General features: G+C 68.1%; 18 protein-coding genes. 7 read left to right on the forward strand and 11 right to left on the reverse strand.

Features of this window, described 5'->3' with window-relative positions:
- The first annotated feature begins 77 nt into the window (after positions 1-77).
- From ASE85_RS08390 to ASE85_RS08400, 3 genes are all read left to right on the forward strand, one after another.
- A complete protein-coding gene (locus ASE85_RS08390; RefSeq protein WP_056686551.1) occupies positions 78-3,641 on the forward strand; it encodes a hydantoinase B/oxoprolinase family protein in 3,564 nt (1,187 codons plus the stop codon).
- Between the two features lie 69 nt (positions 3,642-3,710).
- Positions 3,711-4,706: an MlaD family protein gene (locus tag ASE85_RS08395; RefSeq protein ID WP_056686554.1), complete on the forward strand. Its 996-nt coding sequence runs from the start codon at positions 3,711-3,713 to the stop codon at positions 4,704-4,706.
- Positions 4,703-5,293, forward strand: coding sequence for an ABC-type transport auxiliary lipoprotein family protein (locus tag ASE85_RS08400; RefSeq protein ID WP_056686557.1), 591 nt, complete (start codon positions 4,703-4,705; stop codon positions 5,291-5,293). The genes ASE85_RS08395 and ASE85_RS08400 overlap by 4 nt, the downstream gene beginning before the upstream one ends.
- On the opposite strand, the gene ASE85_RS08405 is transcribed toward ASE85_RS08400, so the two are convergent.
- The 7 genes from ASE85_RS08405 to ASE85_RS08435 all read right to left on the reverse strand — a co-directional run bounded on the left by ASE85_RS08405 (position 5,251) and on the right by ASE85_RS08435 (position 13,474).
- Positions 5,251-5,952, reverse strand: a complete 702-nt coding sequence (locus ASE85_RS08405) for an ATP-binding cassette domain-containing protein (protein ID WP_235523415.1) — start codon at positions 5,950-5,952, stop codon at positions 5,251-5,253. The genes ASE85_RS08400 and ASE85_RS08405 overlap by 43 nt on opposite strands.
- Complete coding sequence (locus ASE85_RS08410) at positions 5,934-6,701, reverse strand: ABC transporter permease (RefSeq protein ID WP_056686560.1); 768 nt, start codon at positions 6,699-6,701, stop codon at positions 5,934-5,936. Before ASE85_RS08410 ends, ASE85_RS08405 begins: the two co-directional genes overlap by 19 nt.
- Entirely contained in the window at positions 6,689-8,827 is a 2,139-nt protein-coding gene (locus tag ASE85_RS08415; protein WP_056686563.1) for a RyR domain-containing protein, read from the reverse strand. Before ASE85_RS08415 ends, ASE85_RS08410 begins: the two co-directional genes overlap by 13 nt.
- Positions 8,828-8,835: 8 nt before the next feature.
- The gene (locus tag ASE85_RS08420) at positions 8,836-10,383 is read right to left on the reverse strand and encodes a C1 family peptidase (protein WP_056686566.1); all 1,548 of its coding nucleotides are present in this window, start codon (positions 10,381-10,383) and stop codon (positions 8,836-8,838) included.
- Positions 10,384-10,411: 28 nt separating this feature from the next.
- The gene (locus tag ASE85_RS08425; RefSeq protein ID WP_056686569.1) at positions 10,412-11,323 is read right to left on the reverse strand and encodes a hypothetical protein; all 912 of its coding nucleotides are present in this window, start codon (positions 11,321-11,323) and stop codon (positions 10,412-10,414) included.
- A 67-nt stretch (positions 11,324-11,390) separates the two neighbouring features.
- Positions 11,391-13,019 carry an SUMF1/EgtB/PvdO family nonheme iron enzyme gene (locus tag ASE85_RS08430; protein WP_056686571.1) on the reverse strand — a complete coding sequence of 543 codons (1,629 nt, stop codon included), beginning with the start codon at positions 13,017-13,019 and terminating at the stop codon, positions 11,391-11,393.
- Positions 13,016-13,474, reverse strand: a complete 459-nt coding sequence (locus ASE85_RS08435; RefSeq protein WP_156358261.1) for a hypothetical protein — start codon at positions 13,472-13,474, stop codon at positions 13,016-13,018. The genes ASE85_RS08430 and ASE85_RS08435 overlap by 4 nt, the downstream gene beginning before the upstream one ends.
- A 328-nt stretch (positions 13,475-13,802) precedes the next feature.
- Here ASE85_RS08435 and ASE85_RS08440 point away from each other — a divergent pair, with 328 nt between their 5' ends.
- Positions 13,803-15,452 carry a caspase family protein gene (locus ASE85_RS08440; protein ID WP_235523416.1) on the forward strand — a complete coding sequence of 550 codons (1,650 nt, stop codon included), beginning with the start codon at positions 13,803-13,805 and terminating at the stop codon, positions 15,450-15,452.
- 24 nt (positions 15,453-15,476) lie between these two features.
- On the opposite strand, the gene ASE85_RS08445 is transcribed toward ASE85_RS08440, so the two are convergent.
- Positions 15,477-16,151 carry a hypothetical protein gene (locus ASE85_RS08445; RefSeq protein WP_056686581.1) on the reverse strand — a complete coding sequence of 225 codons (675 nt, stop codon included), beginning with the start codon at positions 16,149-16,151 and terminating at the stop codon, positions 15,477-15,479.
- Between ASE85_RS08445 and ASE85_RS08450 the strand changes: the two genes are divergently transcribed.
- On the forward strand, positions 16,150-17,082 hold the full coding sequence (locus tag ASE85_RS08450; protein WP_056686584.1) for a toll/interleukin-1 receptor domain-containing protein: 933 nt from the start codon (positions 16,150-16,152) through the stop codon (positions 17,080-17,082). The two genes, ASE85_RS08445 and ASE85_RS08450, sit on opposite strands and share 2 nt — an antisense overlap.
- Positions 17,083-17,095: 13 nt before the next feature.
- Here the strand turns inward: ASE85_RS08450 and ASE85_RS08455 are convergent, their stop codons facing one another.
- The gene (locus tag ASE85_RS08455) at positions 17,096-17,866 is read right to left on the reverse strand and encodes a class II aldolase/adducin family protein (protein ID WP_056686587.1); all 771 of its coding nucleotides are present in this window, start codon (positions 17,864-17,866) and stop codon (positions 17,096-17,098) included.
- Positions 17,867-18,091: 225 nt separating this feature from the next.
- On the opposite strand from ASE85_RS08455, the gene rpsU reads away from it, so the two are divergent.
- Together rpsU and ASE85_RS08465 are read left to right on the forward strand one after the other, a co-directional pair.
- On the forward strand, positions 18,092-18,298 hold the full coding sequence (gene rpsU, locus ASE85_RS08460) for a 30S ribosomal protein S21 (protein WP_056686590.1): 207 nt from the start codon (positions 18,092-18,094) through the stop codon (positions 18,296-18,298).
- Positions 18,299-18,388: 90 nt separating this feature from the next.
- Positions 18,389-18,961: an FKBP-type peptidyl-prolyl cis-trans isomerase gene (locus tag ASE85_RS08465; RefSeq protein WP_056686593.1), complete on the forward strand. Its 573-nt coding sequence runs from the start codon at positions 18,389-18,391 to the stop codon at positions 18,959-18,961.
- 76 nt (positions 18,962-19,037) lie between these two features.
- Here the strand turns inward: ASE85_RS08465 and ASE85_RS08470 are convergent, their stop codons facing one another.
- Positions 19,038-19,370, reverse strand: a complete 333-nt coding sequence (locus ASE85_RS08470; protein ID WP_056686596.1) for a hypothetical protein — start codon at positions 19,368-19,370, stop codon at positions 19,038-19,040.
- A gap of 289 nt (positions 19,371-19,659) precedes the next feature.
- A complete protein-coding gene (locus ASE85_RS08475) occupies positions 19,660-20,754 on the reverse strand; it encodes an AI-2E family transporter (RefSeq protein WP_056686599.1) in 1,095 nt (364 codons plus the stop codon).

The raw sequence follows: 20,754 nt of genomic DNA on the forward strand, positions 1-20,754 counted from the left end.
CTGCACCATGGGACAGGGGCTGGCGCAAGCGCGCGCGACCCTTGCCTTCGTGCCCCGGCCCGGCCATCACCCGGCCCATGACATGGCATTTCTGGATCGACCGCGGCGGCACCTTTACCGATGTGGTGGCGCGAGCGCCCGACGGGCAATTGCACACGGCCAAATTGCTGTCGAACGACCCGGAACGCTATGCCGACGCGGCGGTCGAGGCGGTGCGCCGCCTGACGGGGACGGCCACTGGCCCGATCCCGCCCTGCACCCTGCGCATCGGCACCACCATCGCCACCAACGCCCTGCTGGAGCGCAAGGGCGAGCCGGTGCTGCTTGCCATCACGCGCGGGTTTCGCGATGCGATCCGCATCGGTACGCAGGAACGGCCGGAGCTGTTCGCGCGGCATATCCGGTTGCCCGACGCGCTCCACGCCGACGTCATCGAAATCGACGAGCGGCTGATGGCCGACGGCACCATCCGCACTCCGCTCGATGAAGCCGCCGCCCGCGCCGCGCTGCAATCGGCCTATGACAGCGGCCTGCGTGCCGTCGCCATCGTGCTGATGCACGGCTATCTCCATTTCGCGCATGAACAGGCGCTGGCGCGCATCGCCGCCGACATCGGCTTTACCCAGATCAGCGCCAGCCATGACGTCGCCCCGCTCATCAAGCTGATCGGGCGTGGCGATACGACGCTGGCCGATGCCTATCTTTCCCCGGTGCTGCGGACCTATGTCGATGGCCTGCGCGCCGCGCTGGGGGAGGATGCCGACATGCTGTTCATGCAGTCGAGCGGCGGCCTGACCGACGGCGCGCTGTTCCGGGGCAAGGATGCCGTGCTGTCCGGCCCGGCGGGCGGCATCGTCGGCCTCGCCCGCACGGCGGAGCAGGCGGGTTTCAAGGAGGTGATCGGCTTCGACATGGGCGGCACGTCGACCGACGTATCCCATTATGCCGGCGCTTACGAACGCGACAATGAAGCGCGTGTCGCCGGGGTGCGCCTGCGCGCGCCGATGATGCGCATCCACACCATCGCGGCGGGCGGCGGCTCCATCTGCTCGTTCGTCGATGGCCGGTTCCGCGTCGGCCCGGAAAGCGCGGGCGCGGTGCCCGGCCCGGCCTGCTACCGGCGTGGCGGCCCGCTCACCATCACCGACTGCAACGTCATGCTGGGCAAGATCCAGCCCGATCATTTCCCCAGCCTGTTCGGCCCGAATGGCGACCAGCCGCTGGACGCGAAGGCGGTCGAGGCGCGCTTCGCCGCCCTCTGCATGCAGGTGCAGGCAGAAACCGGCCGCACGATGCCCCCGCGTGACGTTGCGCAAGGCTTCATCGCCGTCGCCGTCGCCAGCATGGCCAATGCGATCAAGCGCATATCGGTCGCACGCGGGCATGACGTGTCGCGCTACACCCTCGCCAGCTTCGGCGGGGCTGGGGGGCAACATGCCTGCCTCGTCGCCGACGCGCTGGGCATGGACCGGGTGATGATCCATCCGCTGGGCGGCGTGCTGTCCGCCTATGGCATGGGCCTGGCCGATCGCCGCGCCGTGCGCGAACGCACGCTCGCCTTGCCGCTGGGCGATGGCGGGCTGGACGCCGCCCTCGTCACGCTGGCCGATGACGCTCGCGTCGATCTGCCGCAGGCGGACCGGATCGAAACGCTGCTGCGCCTGCGCTATGACGGCACGGACAGCCTGTTCGACGTCCCGCTGGGCGACGTCGAAACCATGCGCGCCGACTTCCTCGCCCAGCATCAGGCCCGCTTCGGCTTCGCGGGCAAGGGGACCATCCTCATCGACATGGCGCGGGTGGAGGCGGTCGCCTCGACGCGCGAAGCGATGGACGGCATCGTGGACATCGCCGCGCAGGCCGCCCCGGCGCTGGCCCATATCGACTATGCCGGCGACACGGCCCCCGTCCATGATCGCGCCGGTCTGTCCGCAAATAGCGTGATCGATGGCCCGGCGCTCATCATCGACCCCGTCTCCACCACGGCGGTCGAACCGGGCTGGCGGGCGCAGCTCGACGCGCATGGCAACCTCATCCTCACCCGCCATATCCCGCGCGCCAATCCCGACAGCGGCGACATGACGACGGTCGATCCGGTCCGGCTGGAGGTGATGGGCGGACTTTTCATGGCGATAGCGGAGGAAATGGGCGCCGCGCTTCAGCACAGCGCGTCGTCGGTCAACATTCGCGAACGGCTCGATTTTTCCTGCGCGCTGTTCGACGCGGCGGGCAATCTGGTGGCGAATGCGCCGCACATGCCCGTTCACCTCGGCAGCATGGGCGACAGCATCCGCACCATCATGCGCCGTCGCGGGACGGGCGCGGACGGACAGCCGATCGACGGGCGCGGCATGCTGCGGGGCGACGTCTATGCGCTCAATGCGCCCTATGATGGCGGCACCCACCTGCCCGACGTCACCGTCGTCATGCCGGTGTTCGTGGGGGACGGCGCACCGCGCTTCTATGTCGCGGCGCGCGGCCATCATGCCGATATCGGCGGCATCACCCCCGGCTCGATGCCGCCCGGCAGCACGTCGGTCGAGGAAGAGGGCATCGTCCTCGACAATCTGCTGCTGGTCGATCGCGGCGATTTCCGCGAAGCCGCGATCCGCGACCTGCTGGCGTCCGGCCCATGGCCCGCCCGCAACATCGACCAGAATATCGCCGACCTCTCGGCCCAGATCGCCGCCTGCGCCAAGGGGGCCAGCGAACTGCGCCGCATCAGTGATAATTACGGTATCGAAACAATATCCGCCTATATGGGCCATGTGCAGGACCAGGCCGAGGCCGCCGTCCGCCGCCTGATCGACCGGCTGTCCGACGGCCATTTCCGCTATGCGATGGATAGCGGCGATACTGTCCAACTCGCTGTCCATGTCGATCGCGCGGCCCGCGCGGCCACCATCGACTTCACCGGCACGGCGGCGCAGTTGCCCAATAATTTCAACGCCCCCGCCTCGGTCGTGCGGGCGGCCGTCCTCTATGTCGTGCGCACCCTGATCGACGAAGCCGTGCCGATGAACGACGGCTGCCTGAAGCCCATCACCATCATCGTCCCCGAAGGCTCGATGCTGCGCCCGTGCTATCCCGCCGCCGTGGTCGCGGGCAATGTCGAAACCAGCCAGGTCGTGACCGATGCCCTGTTCGGCGCGCTGGGCGTCATGGCGGGCGCGCAGGGGACGATGAACAATCTGACCTTCGGCAACGACCGCCACCAATATTATGAGACGATCGCCGGCGGCGCCGGGGCCGGCCCCGACTTCGACGGCGCGTCGGTGGTGCAGACGCACATGACCAACAGCCGCCTGACCGATCCCGAAATCCTCGAAACCCGTTTTCCGGTGTTGCTGGAAGAGTTTTCGGTGCGCGCCGGGTCTGGCGGGCAGGGGCGGCATCGCGGTGGCGATGGCGCGCTGCGCCGCATCCGCTTCCTGGAGGACATGACCGCCGGCATCCTGTCCAACCGTCGCATCGTGCCGCCTTTCGGCCTTGCCGGCGGGGCGCCCGGTGGGCTGGGCCGCAACAGCGTGGAACGGGCCGACGGCAGCATCGAACCGCTTGGTCCCACCGCAACGGCGCAACTTTCTGCGGGCGACGCCTTCGTCATCGAAACGCCAGGCGGCGGCGGCTTTGGCGATTGACCCCGATCAGGGCCTGATCGCTTGACAAGCGCCCCGTAGGGGTCTGTTCTGCTGTCGGGGGAGTGGGGCATGACGCCGGACTCAGCGACGCAGATCAGATGGGGCTTGGCGGCCGCGCTGCTGGCGGTGGCGGTTGTCGCCATCCTCGCGCTCGTGCCCGATCCCTTCTTCCGCCAGCAGGCGATCGCCACCACGCTGGACGATGTGGAGGGCGTATCGCCGGGTGTGCAGGTCTATTTCCGGGGCGCCCCGGTCGGCGCCGTCCGCTCCGTCGATCTCAACCGCCGGAACCGCACCTTCGCCGTCGAAATGGGCATCGACCGCAACTGGCAACCGTCCGCCTGTTCCTTCGCCACCGTCGCCTCCGCCAATCCGCTCACCGCGCCGCGGATCGAGCTGGTGGCGCTGGAAACCGCCGCCGCGCAATGCGTCGCCGCCCGCCGCGCCTATGGCTGCGATCCGGTGCCGGCCGGGCGCGACGGGGCGATGCTGACCGGCTGTCGCCGCCCGGCCGACCTGTTCGAAACCGCCGCGCTGGCGATTGGCGAAGCCGCCAATGTCGCCCGCACCGCCAATGCCATGGCGCAGACATTGTCCGGCCTGTTGCAGGGCGATGGTACGGGCGGCGCGGGCGACATGGTGCAGGTCGCCCGCAACGCGACCCAGACGCTGGCTGCGCTCAACAACCTCAGCACCCGGCTCGACCACAGCTTCACGCCCGGCCGGGGCGACATTGCCGTCACCCTCTCCCATGTCCGGCAGGCGACCGGCCGTGCCTCCGAAATCGACGTCGCGGCGCTCAACGGCATATTGCGGGAAACCCGCGCGCTGGTGGCGCAGAATCAGGCCAGCATCGCCGGCATCCTAGCCGAAGGAAAGAGCAGCGCCGGCGAAGTGCGCACCATATTGGAGGGGGCATCGGCCTCGCTGGTGGCGACCAGCGCCAATCTGGAGCGCACCAGCAGCAGCCTCGGCGCGCTCAGCGAGCGGCTGGCGGGCGATCCCACTTTTGCGATCCGGGGCCAGCGCTATGCCGATCCGCCCCCGCCGGGAGGTCAGAAATGAAGCCTTGCGCCCTCATGGTCCTGGCTGTCCTGTCCGCCTGCGCCGCGCTCAAGGGCGGCGACACGCCGGTCACCATGCGCCTGTCGCCGGCCTTCGCCCCCGGCCAGCCCGTCGCCAGCCCCAGCTTCACCGTCGCGCCGGTGCAGGCGCGCGGCCTGTCCGGCGGGTTGCGCTATGGCTATGTCGATGCCGCCGCGCCCGGCGAAATCCGGCAAGCCGCCACCTATTTCTGGGAAGAGCCGCCGGCCGACAGCCTTGCCCGTGCGCTGGTTGCGGGCCTGCGCACCCGCTTCGCCACAGTGACCGGCCCGTCGCTGCCGCTGGCGGCCGACCGTCGCGTGGTGGCCACGCTCGACCGGTTCGAGGAAGTGAGTGCCCCCACGGGCGCACAGGCCGTCATCGCTTTCGACGTGACGCAGGTGGCGCAGGGCAAGGCGATCTGGGCCGGCCGTTACTGCGCGACCCGGCCGATCGCCTCGGCCGCCGGCACCGCCCGCGCCGCCGCCTTTCAGGACGTGATCGAACAGGCCGTCGCCGCCTTCGTTCAGGATGTCGCGATCGGTGCGGTCACCGCTGCGTCCTGCTGAATCAGCCTTCCGCGTTCCAGCCGATAGACCCGCTCGCACAGCCGCCCGGCCAGCGCCATGTCCTGCGTCAGCAGCAGCAGCGCCCGGCCCTGCGGCACGATCCGGCGCCGCACCTGCGCCTCCAGCATGTCGCCGCGCGCAAAAGCCCCCTCGAACGGTTCGTCCAATATCAGCAATTCAGGATCGCGCACGAAGGCGCGGGCCAGTTCCGCCCGCCGCCGTTCGCCTGCCGACAGCGTATCGGCGCGGGCCGCCGCCACCTGCTCCAGCCCGAATTCCAGCAACAGCCGGTCGATCCGCCGCGCCGTCCGCCCGCTGCCGCTGTCCATCGCCAGCCGCATATTCTCCTCGATGCTAAGGTCGCCGAGCAGCGACCCGCCCTGCATCGCCACGCCGCAGCGCGCCCGCAGCAACCGGCGCGCATCCGGGCCGGTCGCGTCCAGCGCCACCCCCATCAGCCGCACCGTGCCACTGCCCGGTGGCGTCAGCCCGATCGCCAGCTTCAGCAGCCAGCTTTTCCCGCTGCCGCTGTCCGCCAGGATCGCCACCCGCTCCCCCGGCCCGATGATGAGGTCCACCCGGTCGAGCAGCCGCATGCCGCCCAGCACCAGACCCACCGCCTCGAATGCCAGCAGCGCCGTCACAGCAGGGCGGTCCATAATGCCGCCGCGCTGAATATCCCCAGCAGGCCGGCGGTGAAGGCGGTGGTGGCGCGCCGTCCGATGTCAGCGGGGGACCGCACCGGCCTTGCCCCCACCGCGCTCCCCACGCCAAAGGCGATCAGGGCGTAGAGCAGCAGCTTGGCCATGCCGGTCAGCATCGCCTGCGCCGCATCATGGGAAAAAGCGAAGCCGGCCCACAGCGCCCAGCCGACATTGGCGATCATCGCCAGGGGCAGCGCGCAGCCGACGATCGCCGCGATCCCGCCCAGCGCCATGTGGATCGGCGCGGACAGCAGCACCGCGACCAGCGGCGGTCCCAGCACATGCGCCACCGGATCGCGCCCCAGTGCCTCCAGCGCGTCGATCTCCCGGTTGAGCGCCATCGCGCCCAATCGGGAGGACAAGGCCACCGTCACGCTGCCGCAGGCGAACAGGCCGACCAGCAGCGGCACGATGTCGCGCAGCACGATCTCCGCCAGCGCGCTCAGCACCGGAATCTGTGCATTATACAGCGCCAGCAATCGCGCCGCGCCGATCCCGGCGATGAGTCCCGCCAGCATCGCGAGTGGCAGCAGGGTCCGAAGCGGCCGCCAGACATGCAGCGGCAGGCCATCGGCCAGTTGCCGCCCCGCCAGCCCGTCGCCGGCGATCACCCGCCGCCCCATGCCGGTGCCGGCGCGCATCGTCAGCCACGCCCCTGCGCCGATCGCCGCCAGCAGCTTCGCCAGGCCGTTCAGCGCGACCATGGCGCCCGGCCGATCGTGCCGTCCGCTTCGATCAATATGGCGCGCGGATCATCGACCGGCCCCGTCGCCAGCAACAGGTCCGCGCTGGCCGTGGGCTCCGCCATCCCGCCCGCATGAATGCTGTCCGCCCCCGGCACCAGTGCCGCCGCCTGCCGGGCTTCGTGGCCGGGCAGGGGATCGAGGATCGCCTGCACATGGGCCGGCAGGATCAGTTGCACCAATTGTCCCTGATCCTGCAATGCGATCAGCAGCGCGCGCGACCAGCCATCGGACAGGTCGCCGGCAAAGACCGGCGCCCGGTCTGGATAATGGGCGCCAAGGGCCGCCACCAGCGCGGCCGGGTCGGCCGCCCCTGCCGCGCCACCCGGTCGCAGCGCCACGGTCAGCGTCCGCAACGCCCGCCGCCCGGATGCCCCCAGCAGCCGCGCCATGATCCGCACCTGCTCCCGGTCCAGATCCTTGATCGGCTCGCTCAGATCGTCATAGGGCAGGATATCGGGGTGCAGCCGGCGGCCATCGTCCCGCACCGGCGCATAGGTCCAGCCCTGCACCAGCTTGGCCGCCATCCACCGATCATGTTCGGCGCGCGACAATTGCTCCAGCTCGTCCGGGGTCAGGACCAGCGACGGCCCGCCGCCCTCGACCAGCCGCGCCCCGATATCGCGCAACTTGAGTTGGTAGCAGTCCGCCACCAGCCGGTTGTCGTCGCGAAAGCTTTCGGGCAGGTCTTCCCATTCCTGCATCGACGTCCGTGCGCCGATCCGCTCGCCCTCGGCAAAGCGCCCTTCCAGATAGAAATCATGGATCGACCGGGCCAGCGCGTCATGCCGGTCCTGCAACAGCATGTCGGGATCGGCCAGGTCGGCCAGGCTGCCGAACGGGAACAGGCCCGCGCCGACATGATGGTTGTGCGCGCCTGCCATGCGGACATGGATCGGCGGCGCGGGCAGGGCGGCGGCGCGATAGCGGGCGTCGACCGCCAGCGCCACCGCCAGCGCACGATCGTCATCATCCAGGTCGATCAGGATCGCGACCGGTTCGCCGGCCAGCGCGACATGGGCGTCGATCAGCCCCGCCATCCCCGCCGGATCGGGCCGCGCCTCCACGAAGCGCAGCGGCGACAGGCTGTCCGCGCCGGGATTGCGCGCGTGAAACGCCGCCTCGGCCTGCCCCGCATCCTGCACATGGATCGCAAAGCCCGGCTTGCCGCCATCGCGATAATGGCCGCCCGCCAGCGTCCGCAGCACATAGCGCTCGATCAGCGGGGTGAAGCCGATCACCAGCACACCGCGCCCCGCCTGTCCCGCGCGGGTGAAGGCGTCGATCGGCCGGGCCAGCGCCAGATGCCGCGCGGCGATGTCGGGCAACGCCGCCAGCCGCACCCGCGCGGTGCGCCGGTCGCCTTGCTCGAATCGCTGCTCCACGCTGCGTCGCAGGTCCAGGTCGTCGACGCGCAGGATGATGTCGATCGGGTCGCCCGCCGGCCGCACGGCGGCGGCCTGCGCCAGCAGGGCGGAGGCCAGCGCGATATTGCCGCGCGCCTCGCGCGACAGCAGCAATGCCGCCCGCGCCTTGTCCAGCGCCAGCGCGGCGGCGCTGTCCTCCGCCACATCCTGCTGCACCTCGGCCGCGCCCGCCTCCAGCGCGTCGCCGATCCACAGCCATCGCCGGTCCTGCGGCCACAGCAGCACGCGCTGCCCGTCTGCCAGCGCGCCTCGCGCCGCCTGCCCCGCCAGTCCGCCGCTCTCGTCCCCGGCGATCACCAGATGTCCGCCCCGCGCGCGGATCAGCGCCAGCCGCAGCGGATTGCGCAACTGCTCCCACGCCAGCGCCGCCGTCGACCAGAAGGTCAGCAGCGGTAGCGCCCAGCGCGCGATATTCAGCGACAGCGGCAGGTCGCGCCCCTCCAGCAATTGCGGAAAGCTGCCGACGATCAGCCGCAGCGCGCGCAGCGCGTCCTGCATGAGCGTCGTGGGCAGGTGCGCATCGGCATAGGCCTGCGCAAAACCCCAGCTACCCAGCAGGAAGGCGACCGCCATCGCGCCGAAACGCACGACCGGCGCCACCGGCGGCAGGCGCAGGCCCTTCGCCCTCCCTTGCCGTCGCTGATGGCCCCGGCCGCCCATCGCCGGGGTCAGTTGCCGGTCTGGAGCCGGACGAAGGCGGCCGATACGCCTTCGCCCCGTTGCGCGGCCAGCCGGGCGCGCAGCCGGGTCAGGAATTGCCGCTCGGTCCCGTTCACCACCTCGTCATCGCCAAACAGCGGCTTGGCCGACGCCAGCGCGACGATCATCTCCGGGCCGAAGGGCGGGGCGACCTGATAGCGCTGCGCCGTCCGGGACAGGCCGATGGTGACGCGGCGCGCGCCCTTGCGATCCGGTTCGGGATGGCCGCGATGCAGTTCCACCGCGCTGCCATCCGCCTGAAGATAGATGATGCTGAGATAGGGGCGGGCGGCACTGGTCGTCGCGCTGACGCCGAAAATGTCATTTTCGCGCATCACCACCGGATCGCCGGCCCGATCCTTGCCATCCTGCGTCAGCACGCTGATCGCGGTGCCTTCACTGGCCATCGGCGCGGCCAGCGTCAGCGCGGCCTCGCATTGCGGCCAGGGCAGATGGCGCACTGCGAAGCTGCGGCCGGGATCGGCCTTGGCGGACGCTTCGCGCAGCGCGGCGATGGCGTTCAAATCGCCGGAAAAGCCGGTCACGCTACTGCTGCCCTGCACCATGACCGCACCACAGGGCATGGCCGCCATCTGATCGGCGAAGATCTGCGCATCGCTGCGGGGCGGCGGGGGCGGCGTGCCGGACGCGGCCGGGGCGACCGGCGCCTCCAGCGAATAGGCTTCGCCCGCCAGCAGCCTGAACGTGTCATAGCCGATCCAGGCATAGCCCTTGTCGCCCCAGCCCAGGCCCCAGCTATTCATGACCCGCAGCGCCTGCCGGTCCTCGTCATAGCCGACGATCGCCATGGCGTGATAGCCGGCCCTGTCCGGCTTGTCGGCGCGGGCATAGATGCCATCGCCCCGGAAGGCCTTGAAATCGGCTGAAGCGGGCATGGCGAAGATCACCGGCGCACCCCGCGCCAGCGCGCCCTTCACATCGTCCAGCACGATCGGCGTGCGCCAGTCGTCCTTCACCTCGCGATCGACGGCGCGCCAGTCGAGCAGGCGGAAATCGCTGGCCTTCGCTTTCAGCGCATCGGGCGCGGGGATGGCGCATTTGGTCATGTCGTCGGGGAAGTCGGCCAGGCTGACCGCGCCCTCGTTCTTCAACAGGGTCAGCGCCTGGACGATGGTGATGGAGCCGGTACAGGGCGACCCCGCCGGGCGCAGCCGGTTATAGACATAGGCCGGGCTCATCTGGTCGGCCGGTTCGTCCGGCTGCACATTCTTGTCGCGGAAATTGAGGAATGTGCGCGCCGCATAGGTGGTCGCCCAGGCCACGCAATTGGGCTGCGGCCCCTGCGATCCGGGCGGCGGATAGGCGTTGGACAGGTCGACCTGCTTGGGCAGATAGGCGCGGAATCGCCCCTGTTTGGGCAGCTTGGCATACTCTTCGGGGGAAACGGGCGCCGCACCGGTCATGAACATAGTGTCGTCGGCCTGCTGGGCCGACAGCCCCGCACCTGAGAGCGCCAGCAAAGCCGGCGCTCCCCATTTCACGAGACGGCGTGTCATCACCCGTTCCTCCCCCTGATGTATGTTTTTAGAAGCGGTAACCGACGGTCAGCGTCACCGCGTCGAAATCGAAATCATGCGCGACGCTGCTGGTGCCATGGGTGTAAATGAGGCCGATGCGCAGTTGCTCGGCGCGGCTCTTCTGTTCCGCCTCGCGGGTGCGGATGCCCACGCTCAGCGCGGCTTCATGCACATTTTCATAGGCTTGCGGATCGCCGGCCAGCTTGGTCCAGGTATAGCTGGCGCGCAGCGATCCCTGCCGCCCGCCGAACATCCGCCCCTTGAACGGCAATTGATAGGCGATGCCGTTGCGGAACGACCAGACATCTTCCTTGAAATAGAAGAAAGGCTTCTTGCCGATGCCGGTATCGGTGGTGGTGGACCAGCCGACCATGTTGCCGATGGTCAGGTCGCCGCGACCGACCTGCGCGATCTTGTAGCGGCTGGTGGCGGACATGGTCAGCACTTCGCTGCTGGCGCCGAAATAGCCGTCATTGTTCGACACGCCAAAGGCGACGCGCGGCGTGATCAACCAGTTGGGCTGGACCGGCAGTTCGACGCCGGCCGACAGGGTGCCCAGCACCGCCGTGTCGCCCTTGTTGACATGCAGGACGTTCAGGATCGGGTCTACCAGCACGCGGGCGCGGCTGCCCTCGAACGGGCGGAAGGCCTTCTGGTAGCGCAATTCGTAGCGCTGCCCCTCGGAGCCTGCGCCACCCCAATAGGTGAAGGCGCCGCCGATCGTGTCAGCATCGCCCTCCATGTCGAAACCGGGCGTGTCCGGATCATCGTCATAGTCGAGGTCGTTGAGATTGAGCGCCGTCGTGACGGCCGTATGTTGCAGGCTGTTCGGGCTACCGATGCTCGCATAATAAGGCGAAGCAAAGGCCGTGCCCGGCACCAGAATCGCCACCGCGCCTGCGATCAGAAACTTGTTCATGTAAACTTACCCCCTCTTGATGCGCCCCGGTTCCACCCGCCGGCGCAAACCCTCATTCAACCCCGGATCAGGACGATCCCCCGATTTCGTCCGGTTCCAGATCGCGCACGACGCGCAATCCCGCATCCTGCCGGCGCTTGCCCGGCGGTACGGTAAAGCGGTTGGCCGATCGCAGCGTATCGGGTGCGCTCTGGAACGACCCGCCGCGCATGATTCGCCCCTTGCAACTCGTATCGGTGCAGCCCGCTGTCCATTCCCACATATTGCCCTGCATCTGGTTGAGGCCGAAGGCATTGGCGGGATAGCTGTTCACCGCTTCGGGATAGCCGCGATAGGGCGCGGTATCGGAGCCGTGATAGCGGGCGGTATGATCGTAATTGGCCATGGACGGACCGATATCGTCGCCCCAGGGAAAGGCCGTGGGCGCGCCGGCCCGGCTGGCATATTCCCATTCCTGCTCGCTCGGCAGGCGATAGGCGCGGCCCGACTGGACCGTCAGCCAGGCGAGGAAGGCCTGCGCATCCTCATAGCTGATGTCGCTCGCCGGGATCAGCGGATTGGGATTTTCCTTCGACCAGTTGCCCAGCTTCGGACAGGCATTGTCGCGCACGCAGCCATTCCATTCGGCGATCGTCACTTCATAGACGCCGATCGCGAAGGGTCGGTCGATCTTCACATCGGCTTGCGCCATCTCGTCGCCGCCCCGGCCCGGTTCCGACAGGGGCGATCCGAACGGCGTGACGCCGGCCGGGACCGCGCGCATCCAGGGGCAGTTGGCGCAGTCGTAGAAACGATCGCTCGCCGCCCGGTCGCAACTGATGAAGCAGGGCGGCGCACCCTGAAGGCCATAGTCGAAGGTCGGCTTCTGGAAATTCTTGGTCGAGGACAGCGCCACCCGGTCCGACACGCGCTTCAGCGCATCGGCGATATTCTGCTGCGGCCGGCGGATTTCCTCCGCCAATATCTTGGAAAAGACGCCATCGTCGAACGCGACCTGATCGGCGCTGGTGGAAAAGGCGACCAGATAGCCCTGGTCCGGCCGGATCGCGGCGGCGGGCGCGCGCACCATGCGGCGCAGCCCCTTGCTGCCGGCCAGTTCGCCCACCGCGCTGGCCTCGGTCCCCGTCTCGGCCGCGATCATCTGCGTCAGCGAAGGCGGCGGCGCGGGCAGCACGTTGCGGCACATGTCCAGCACGATCAGCACCGTCTTCGCGCCCGATCCCAGCAGATTGTGGGTCAGCGCCGCGCGGGTCATCGTCGCGCTTTCGGGCGTCAGGTCGCGGCCTGCATCGACCGGCAGCAGCATGACGTCGCCATAGCTGCCCAATGCCGCGCCATGGCCGGAAAAATAGAGCGTGCCGAACGCCTTTGGCCCGGCGGCGGCCAGCTTCGCGCGGAAATCGGCGATGGCCTGGCGCATCGCCGCGCGGGTCAGGTCGCGGCGCACCTGCACCGGGCCGGTCCCGCTGGCGTCGACGAATCCGGTGGCGTTGAGCGCGGTCGCTACCTTGTCACCATCCGTATAAGTGGAACCCAGCCTGTCGAACGACTGGTACGCGCCGTTGACGATCACCAGCGCCAGGCGCGGTTCGTCCGCCGCGCGCACCGGCCCCGCCAGAACCAGCCACAGCATGGCCAGCATGGCCGCCAGCGCGCGGAGTCCGCCGCGCCCGCCCCCCGGCTGAATCCGGCTCATCGCGCGGCCTTGCGCGGGGCGAACTCGACCTGGGTCACGACCTGATCGACGGCGTCGACATGCAGCACCGCGTCATAGCGGCGCGCGGCCTTATAGGGTTGGGCGGGGCCGCCGCCGAACAGGTTGGCGAAGAAGCCGCCGAAGCCGCGCCCCTTCTGGCAATAGGGCGCGATGCTGACCGTGCCGCCGCTCTGCTTCACCTCATTGAGCCATGCGCCCAGCGGCAGCGGCGCCTCACGATCCGCCGCATAGGGCGTGTCCATGTCGACCACGACGGTCCGGCCGCGCCGCAGCTTGCTCTTGAGCGCCTGGTCGAAGGCGACGCCGTCGCCGAAGCGGAGGGTCGGTTTGCGCACCGGCCGGTCGCAGCTTTTGAGGACCGGCAGCACCGCTGCCTGCTTGCCCGGATCGGCGACAGGAGCGGGGACGATCGCATGGGCGGGCGCCTGCTGCACGTGTTGCTCATTTGCAATGGCATTGGGGGCGGGCGGCTCTGGCGGCAAAATCCGCACGCCGCGACCCGCTGCGCCGCTTGCGGGGGCCTGATCGGACGGTGGAACGGTCGCGTCCTGCGCCAGTCCGTTCGTTGTGCTTCCGAACATGAAGATAAGCGAAGCAATAGCTATAGTGCAACGCAACACGGTCATATGCCCGCTCCGAGTCATGATATAGTTATTGCCCCGATTACCTATCCATGATTATGAGTGTAGGAGTTTCAAGGCAACAAAAAAGCGCGGGGGATTCCTAATGTCGGTGGGGCGGCGTGGATTCTGGGCAACAATATTGACCGGATTTATCACACTAATAACCCATTCGGGTTATGCCCATGCCGAGACGCGGGCGCTGCTTGTCGGGGCCTGGCAATTTAAATCCAGTCTTATCATGGATCTGGTCGGGCCGGAAAATGATCTGGCCGCTATGGAGACGCTGATCCGGGAGCAGGGGGCCAGCGATGTCACCGTCCTGCGCAATGAGGGCGTCAACCGCACGACGGTGGAAACCGCGCTCCATGCGCTGGGCCTGCGGGCCAAGCCGGGTGACTGGATCTTCCTCTATTATACCGGCCATGGCGCGCTGGCGGAGGCGGCGGTCAAGGGGACGCGCGACGGCGATACCGACCAGTTCCTGCCGCTGCCCGGCTTCGATCCCGATGTGAAGGATGCCGAACGCTTCATCGTCGACAAGGATTTCTACACATGGCTGTCGCTGTACGTGCCGCGCGGCGTGCAGGTGCTGATGATGGCCGACACCTGCCATTCGGGCACCCTGCACCGCTCGGTCGATCCGCGCGCCATGGGCATGACGCCGCGCCTGACGCTGGGCGCCCGCAATGTCGAGCTGGGCGCCCGGCCCGCGCCGCGCTTCGCCTCGGTGCTGGCGGCCAGTGACGACATCGGGGGCAGTGCGACCCGCGACGACCTGCCCAACCTCTTCTACATCGCCGCCGCGCGCGACGACCAGATCGCCTGGGAAAATGCGCTGCCGGTGGAGGGCGCGCCGACTCGCGGCTTCCTGACCTGGTCGTTCGAGCAGGGGATCGCCACGCCGCGCGCCGATGGCAAGGGCATGGCCGCCGATCAGGATGGCGACGGCACGCTTTCGATCGGCGAACTGGGAGCCTATCTCAACGTGCAGGTGCGGATGCTCAGCGGTCAGCGGCAGGAAAGCAATATAATCATCCCGCCGGGGCGCGAACGGCAGGGCCTGTTCGCCACCGTGCCGCCGCCGCCGCCGCCGTCACCCACACCACCCGCGCCGCCGCCGTTGCCTGGCCTCTATGTCGAGGACCTCAAGGCGCGCGCCAGCGTCAGCGGCGACCATCCCTGGCGTATCCTGACCGACGGGCAGGGGGCCGACTTCGTCTGGGATGCGCGCGCGCAGGCGATGCTGCGGCGGACCGGCGACATCGTCGCGCAGACTGTGAAGACGCCGGCGCAGGTGCGTGGCGTGATCGACAAATGGGCCGCGCTGGAGGCGCTGCGTCCCCTCCTGTCGGAACGCGGCGCCCGGCTGATGGTCGGCCCGCTCGACAATGGCGCGCGCTATCCCTCCGGCGCCCCGGTCACGCTGGCGCTGGCCCAGTCGCAACCCGGTCAGGGCGTCGCGGCCGGTCCGCGCTATGCGACCATATTCAACATCGCTTCGGACGGTACTATCCAGCGGCTCTTTCCGGTCGCGGCGTCGGATGGCGATGGCGCGCTCGCCGCCGGCCAGTCGCTCCCCGTCCTCGACAGTCAGGTGATCCCGCCCTTCGGCGCCGATCATGTCGTCGCGCTGGTCACGCCGCAGCCGCCGCAGGATTTCCGCCTGCTGCTGCGCACGGTGGAAAATCAGCGCGCCGCCGCCCGGCTGGTCGAACCGATCCGCGCGCTGCTGGCAAAGGCCGGGGGACAGGCCGGCCTGTCGATCGGCGAACTCTATACCGGCAACTGACCGGCCATGTCGTCGCCCGCGCGCCTAGTTGCTCAGGATCACGGTCCGGCTTCTGGCGGCGCTGCGATTGCCGATATCGACGCGATATTGCCCCGACGCGCGCGGCGTGACGGCGCAGACCGGCGCATAATCCCTGTTGTCGTCCAGGCAAATCTGCTTACCCGACGCATCGAGCAGGCGGATATACATATTGGTGCCGATATCGCCGATCGCCCCGATGCGCAGCGGCTCGCCCCCTTTGGCGGTGACGGTGAAGCGATAGGCATTGCGCGGATCGACATCCAGCACCCGCCGCACCAGCCCCTTGCCAAAGGCGGAGGCGACCACACCGCGACCGGCCGACTGCGCCATGCGAATCTGCAACAACAGGCTCTGGTCGTCGCGGGCCAGCGCCCTGGCCTCGGCGAACAGGGCGGCCGGCGAGAAGGCGGCATCGTCCTGCGCCCTGTCGCCGCCCATCCTGTCGCCGCTCATCGGCACCTGTTGCAGCATCCGGGCAGCCGTCAGCATCGCATGGGGATCGCGCTCGCGCCGGGCGAAGTCGGCCACCTGTTGCGCGGCGATCGCCTGCGCGAAGGGATCGGCCGGTCCATGTGGCGTTGCGTCCTGCGGTGCGACGGGCGCGGGCGTCGGCTTCTGCGCCGCCATCGGACTGCCCATGCCGAACATCGCCGCCGCGATCAGGAATCCCCGCCTCATGCCCAATCCCCTCGGTAAGATCTTCTCCGCCCCTGTGAATACTGCCGCGGCGGTCGGAAAGCCAGTGCTCGCGGGCGGTGCGGAACTGGCCGGCTACGCCCATAAGCATCTTTCCGCGCTGGTCGGCGGGGCGGGCGACGGCCGCTATGCCGCCTTCATCAGCTACAGCCATGCCGACATGAAGGTGGCGCGCTGGCTGCACCGGGCCATCGAACATTACCGCGTGCCCAGGGGGCTGGTCGGGACGCAGGGCGATCGCGGCACCGTCCCGGCGCGGCTGCGCCCGGTCTTCCGGGACGAGGATGAACTGGCCGGCGCCGCCGAACTCGGGCCAAAGCTGCAAGCCGCGCTGGCCCGGTCCGACGCGCTGATCGTCATCTGCTCGCCCAGCGCCGCCCGCTCGCCCTGGGTCGATCAGGAAATCCGTTCCTTCAAGCGCCTGAACCCGGACGCGCCGGTCTTCGCCCTCATCGCCGCCGGCGTCCCCGGTGACGGGGAGCAGGCATGTTTTCCCGCCCCCCTGCTGTTCGCGCTCGATGCGGCCGGCGATCTCGACCGCAGCCAGCCGCTTGAACCGCTCGCGCCCGACCTGCAAAAGAACGAGCGCACCATCGTCAAGCTGAAGCTGATCGCCGGGCTGCTCGGCCTTCCCTATGCCGCGCTCTACCGCCGCGACCAGCGCCGCCGCCGGCGAATCGTCGCCGCCCTCTCGGCCTTCGCCTTCCTGCTCGTCGTCACCCTGTCGGGCCTGTCGATCGCCGCCTTCACCTACGCCCGCATGGCGGTCCAGCAGCGCAACGCGGCGCAGACCGCGCGCAAACTGGCGGAGGAGAATGCCGACAAGGCGGAACGCCGCGCCTGGCTGGCGCAGGTCGCCGCGCAGGAGGTGCGCCGACTCGCGGCCGAGGGCGAAAGCTGCCCCCGCCCCTGACCGCCGACGCCGCTCAGTTTCGCCAGCTTGGATCGATTTTGTCGATTCGCCGCAGCATCGTCTGGAAATCCGGCACCCCCGGTCCGACCGGCAATTGCACGGCGCTCAGGTCGCGCTGATGCACGGCGATCACTTCGGGCGGAATATCGACCGGCGTCCCCGCCGCGCCGGCCGCCACCTGGATCTCGCAGGCGCGTTGCAGCAGCCAGTGCGTCAGGAAGGCTTCGGGCAGGCTGCCCGCCATCACCAAAGTCCCATGATTGCGCAACAGCATCACCCGCCGCTCGCCCAGATTGGCGATCAGCCGCTCGCCTTCCTCCGGCCGAATCGTGACCCCTTCGAATGCGTGATAGGCGATTCGCCCGATGAAGGCGGCGGCATAGAAACTGATCGGACGCAGCCCTTCGGCGCAGGCGCTCACCGCCATGCCCGCCGTGGTATGGGTATGGATGATGCAATGGGCGTCGGGCAGGTGGCGGTGAAACACGCTGTGCTGGGTGAAGCCCGCCCGGTTCACCGGGTAGGGGCTGCCGTCCAGCACATGGCCGTCGATATCGATCTTCACCAGGTTCGACGCCGTCACCTCATCATAGCCCAGACCGAAGGGATTGATGAGAAAAGCGCCGTCTTCGCCCGGTACGCGCAGGGTGATATGGTTGTAGATCAGCTCCGACCAGCCCATATGATCGAAGATGCGGTAGCAGGCGGCGAGCTGCTGGCGCGCCTCCCGTTCGGCGGCGGACATGTCGGGGCGCTGGGTGGCAAGGTGAGTGGCTGTCGCCATGGCAATCCTCCTGTATCTTTATCGCACCACTATCGCGCCGACCGTTCGGAATGTCGAGTTTCGGCCCTTTGGGGTTGAATTTGCATAGGCCTGCTGGTAGGGCGCCGCCCACATGGCGTGGGGCGACCCGCGACGACTCATTGGCTTTGCTATTCGGTCGGCCCGTCGGGATGGACAGACAAGTCCCGGCGAACCGCCCGTTTTCGATTGGAGATTGACGGACTTATGCAGATCATCGTTCGCGACAACAATGTCGACCAGGCTCTTCGCGCGCTCAAGAAGAAGTTGCAGCGTGAAGGCGTGTATCGCGAAATGAAGCTGCGTCGCCACTACGAAAAGCCGTCGGAAAAGCGCGCCCGTGAAAAGGCTGCCGCGGTCCGCCGCGCGCGCAAGATGGAGCGCAAGCGCGCCGAGCGCGACGGCGCGAAGTAAGCGCCGTTCGGGGCGGCGCCCGGGTCTGCGGACTCAGTCGCCCCGCTCCCTTGAAGCTGCTTTCCTGCCCTTAATTGCGAGCTAACGCCCATGTCCACGACGGCCGTTCCCCTTCGTCCTATCGCCAAGGGGTCTTTGACGCGCCTCTGGATCGGCGTCGCCGCCGTGGCGCTGGCCGCAGGCGGCCTCGCCTGGGCGGGCCAGCAGGGTGTCCAGTCCTCGCCGGCCGCGTTCCTGACGCAGAACGGCCATGCCGACGGCGTCGTGACGACCGAATCGGGCCTTCAGTACAAGGTTCTTTCGGAAGGCACGGGTGCGAGTCCGACCACCGCCGACGTGGCGCTGGTGGGGTATAAGGGCACGCTGCTCGACGGCACGGTGTTCGACGAGAATCCGCAGGCGCCGATGCCGATCGACGGCGTCGTGCCGGGCTTCTCGGAGGGCCTGCAAAAGATGAAGAAGGGCGGCAAGTACCGCCTGTGGATTCCGCCGCAGCTTGGCTATGGCGATCAGGCCGCCGGCCCGATCCCTGCCGGCTCTGTGCTGGTGTTCGACGTCACGCTGCACGACTATAAGTCGAAGGCGGAACTGATGCAGCTTCAGCAGCAGATGCAGCAGCAGGGCGGGATGCCGCAGGGCGCAGTGCCGCACGCCGGCAACTGAGCCGCAGCGTCGCAAAGCCGGAATGAAAAAGGGGCCGTTTCGCGGCCCCTTTTTTCATGCCCGGATCAGGTCCGAATCAGGCGTGCCCCTGACAGACCGAATCGTCATCCATGGTGCCGAAGGCCAGCGCATCGGCGCTGCCGATCTTCTCTTCGCCGGTGAACAGCTTGTCGAGCCGGATCTTGATGTCGCGTCGATATTCGGCCGTGGCGACGGAACGGGGCGCGGACACCTCGATATCGCAGGCGATGGCGCCCTTGATCCGCTCGACCGCGCCGTCATCCAGCACGCCCGCGCGGCGCAGTTCCAGACAAAGCTGCAACAGCCCCACGGCGGTCGCCTGCGCGCGCATCCCGACATTGGTCAGGTCGAAATGCAGTTTCTTCTGCTTGTCCAAGGGTTTCGTCATGGTCCAATCCTCTCCAGCGCCACTCTTAAAGCCAATGACCGGCCAGGGCTGTGGTTCCCATTCTGTCCTACAGGCGGGCAAATTGCTATAAGGAACGCTACAGATCGCTACGCGACAGGAAATGTCCAACTCGGGTTCGATTATATCGAAACGAGCGGGAAATGTGCGAAGTTAAGCGCGCATTTCCCTTCACCCGTTCGGGCCGAGCCTGTCGAAGCCCTTCTCTTTTGGGGAATATTGGCAGGACCGGGCAGCCCTTGGACAGATTGAGGGCGAACGGACTTATATTCTATGTGTCCGTCGATCCAACGGCACCCGTCTGGATCAGGCCCTTCTTCCCGGCCATCGCCTTGGAACGCTCCTCCAGATAGACCTTGATCATCGCGACGATCGGGTCGGCCAGGAACAGCCCCATGATGCCGAACAACGCGCCGAACAATATCTGCGCCGCCAGCACCAGCGCCGGGGCAAGGTCCGTGGCGCGCTTCGCCACCATCGGCACGATCAGATAGCCGTCGACGATCTGCACCACCATATAGACGCCAAAGGCATAGAAGCCGGTATGCGTGCCCCCGGAAAAGCCCACCAGGATGATGAGCACGCCCGAAATGATCGACCCGATATTGGGCAGGAAAGCGAACAGGCCGGTCAATATGCCCAGCAGGCCCGCCATCGGCACATTGCCCATCCACAGGAACAGCCACACGCCCACGCCTTCCACCGTCATGCCGATCAGCCGCCCGAACATCAGCCGGCGCAGCGTCCAGCCCATCTTGTCGGCGACGGCATAGAAATGGGCGCGCTTGTCGATCGGCAGCATCCAGGCGACGCCGCGTTCATAAAGTTTGGGTTCCACCGCGATGAAGATCGCCAGCACCAGCATCATGACGCCGCTGGTGATCGCGCCGACCGCCGTGCCGACCGCAGCCGTCACCCGGCCCATGCTGCTCATCGCCTGGCCGGCCAGGCCCTTCAGGTCCGACGGCGTGGCGCTGATGCCCAATTGCTGCATCCAGCCGCCGATGCGCATGACCTGCGCCTCCACGATGGTGCGCATCGCCTGCGCCTGCGCCGCCAGGCTCGATCCGGTGAGGTAGAAGGTATAGGCCATGAAGGCGACCGCGCCGAGCAGCACGATGGTCAGCCGCCAGCCCCGCGATATCGGCAGGATGCGGCCCAGCAACCGCGTGCCGCCATCCATCATCGTCGCCAGCACCAGCGCGCCCATGACCAGCATCAGCGGCTGGGCCAGCAGCACGACCAGCGCCACCGCAATGGCCAGCCCGAACCACACGCCGGCGCGTTTCAGTTCCTGATTGACCAACGGGCTACGGACTTCGCTGGGACCGGGCAATTCGACATGATGCTCGTGCGCGTCGCTCAA

The sequence above is a fragment of the Sphingobium sp. Leaf26 genome (genome assembly GCF_001421665.1).
Taxonomy (GTDB): domain Bacteria; phylum Pseudomonadota; class Alphaproteobacteria; order Sphingomonadales; family Sphingomonadaceae; genus Sphingobium.

What these genes read in the sequence shown, in the direction of transcription:
- ASE85_RS08390 (WP_056686551.1), top strand. Translation starts at nt 78, where the DNA reads ATGACATGGCATTTCTGGATCGACCGCGGCGGCACCTTTACCGATGTG.
- ASE85_RS08395 (WP_056686554.1), top strand. Translation starts at nt 3,711, where the DNA reads ATGACGCCGGACTCAGCGACGCAGATCAGATGGGGCTTGGCGGCCGCG.
- ASE85_RS08400 (WP_056686557.1), top strand. Translation starts at nt 4,703, where the DNA reads ATGAAGCCTTGCGCCCTCATGGTCCTGGCTGTCCTGTCCGCCTGCGCC.
- ASE85_RS08405 (WP_235523415.1), bottom strand. Translation starts at nt 5,952, where the DNA reads ATGGACCGCCCTGCTGTGACGGCGCTGCTGGCATTCGAGGCGGTGGGT.
- ASE85_RS08410 (WP_056686560.1), bottom strand. Translation starts at nt 6,701, where the DNA reads ATGGTCGCGCTGAACGGCCTGGCGAAGCTGCTGGCGGCGATCGGCGCA.
- ASE85_RS08415 (WP_056686563.1), bottom strand. Translation starts at nt 8,827, where the DNA reads ATGGGCGGCCGGGGCCATCAGCGACGGCAAGGGAGGGCGAAGGGCCTG.
- ASE85_RS08420 (WP_056686566.1), bottom strand. Translation starts at nt 10,383, where the DNA reads ATGACACGCCGTCTCGTGAAATGGGGAGCGCCGGCTTTGCTGGCGCTC.
- ASE85_RS08425 (WP_056686569.1), bottom strand. Translation starts at nt 11,323, where the DNA reads ATGAACAAGTTTCTGATCGCAGGCGCGGTGGCGATTCTGGTGCCGGGC.
- ASE85_RS08430 (WP_056686571.1), bottom strand. Translation starts at nt 13,019, where the DNA reads ATGAGCCGGATTCAGCCGGGGGGCGGGCGCGGCGGACTCCGCGCGCTG.
- ASE85_RS08450 (WP_056686584.1), top strand. Translation starts at nt 16,150, where the DNA reads ATGCCCAATCCCCTCGGTAAGATCTTCTCCGCCCCTGTGAATACTGCC.
- ASE85_RS08445 (WP_056686581.1), bottom strand. Translation starts at nt 16,151, where the DNA reads ATGAGGCGGGGATTCCTGATCGCGGCGGCGATGTTCGGCATGGGCAGT.
- ASE85_RS08455 (WP_056686587.1), bottom strand. Translation starts at nt 17,866, where the DNA reads ATGGCGACAGCCACTCACCTTGCCACCCAGCGCCCCGACATGTCCGCC.
- rpsU (WP_056686590.1), top strand. Translation starts at nt 18,092, where the DNA reads ATGCAGATCATCGTTCGCGACAACAATGTCGACCAGGCTCTTCGCGCG.
- ASE85_RS08465 (WP_056686593.1), top strand. Translation starts at nt 18,389, where the DNA reads ATGTCCACGACGGCCGTTCCCCTTCGTCCTATCGCCAAGGGGTCTTTG.
- ASE85_RS08470 (WP_056686596.1), bottom strand. Translation starts at nt 19,370, where the DNA reads ATGACGAAACCCTTGGACAAGCAGAAGAAACTGCATTTCGACCTGACC.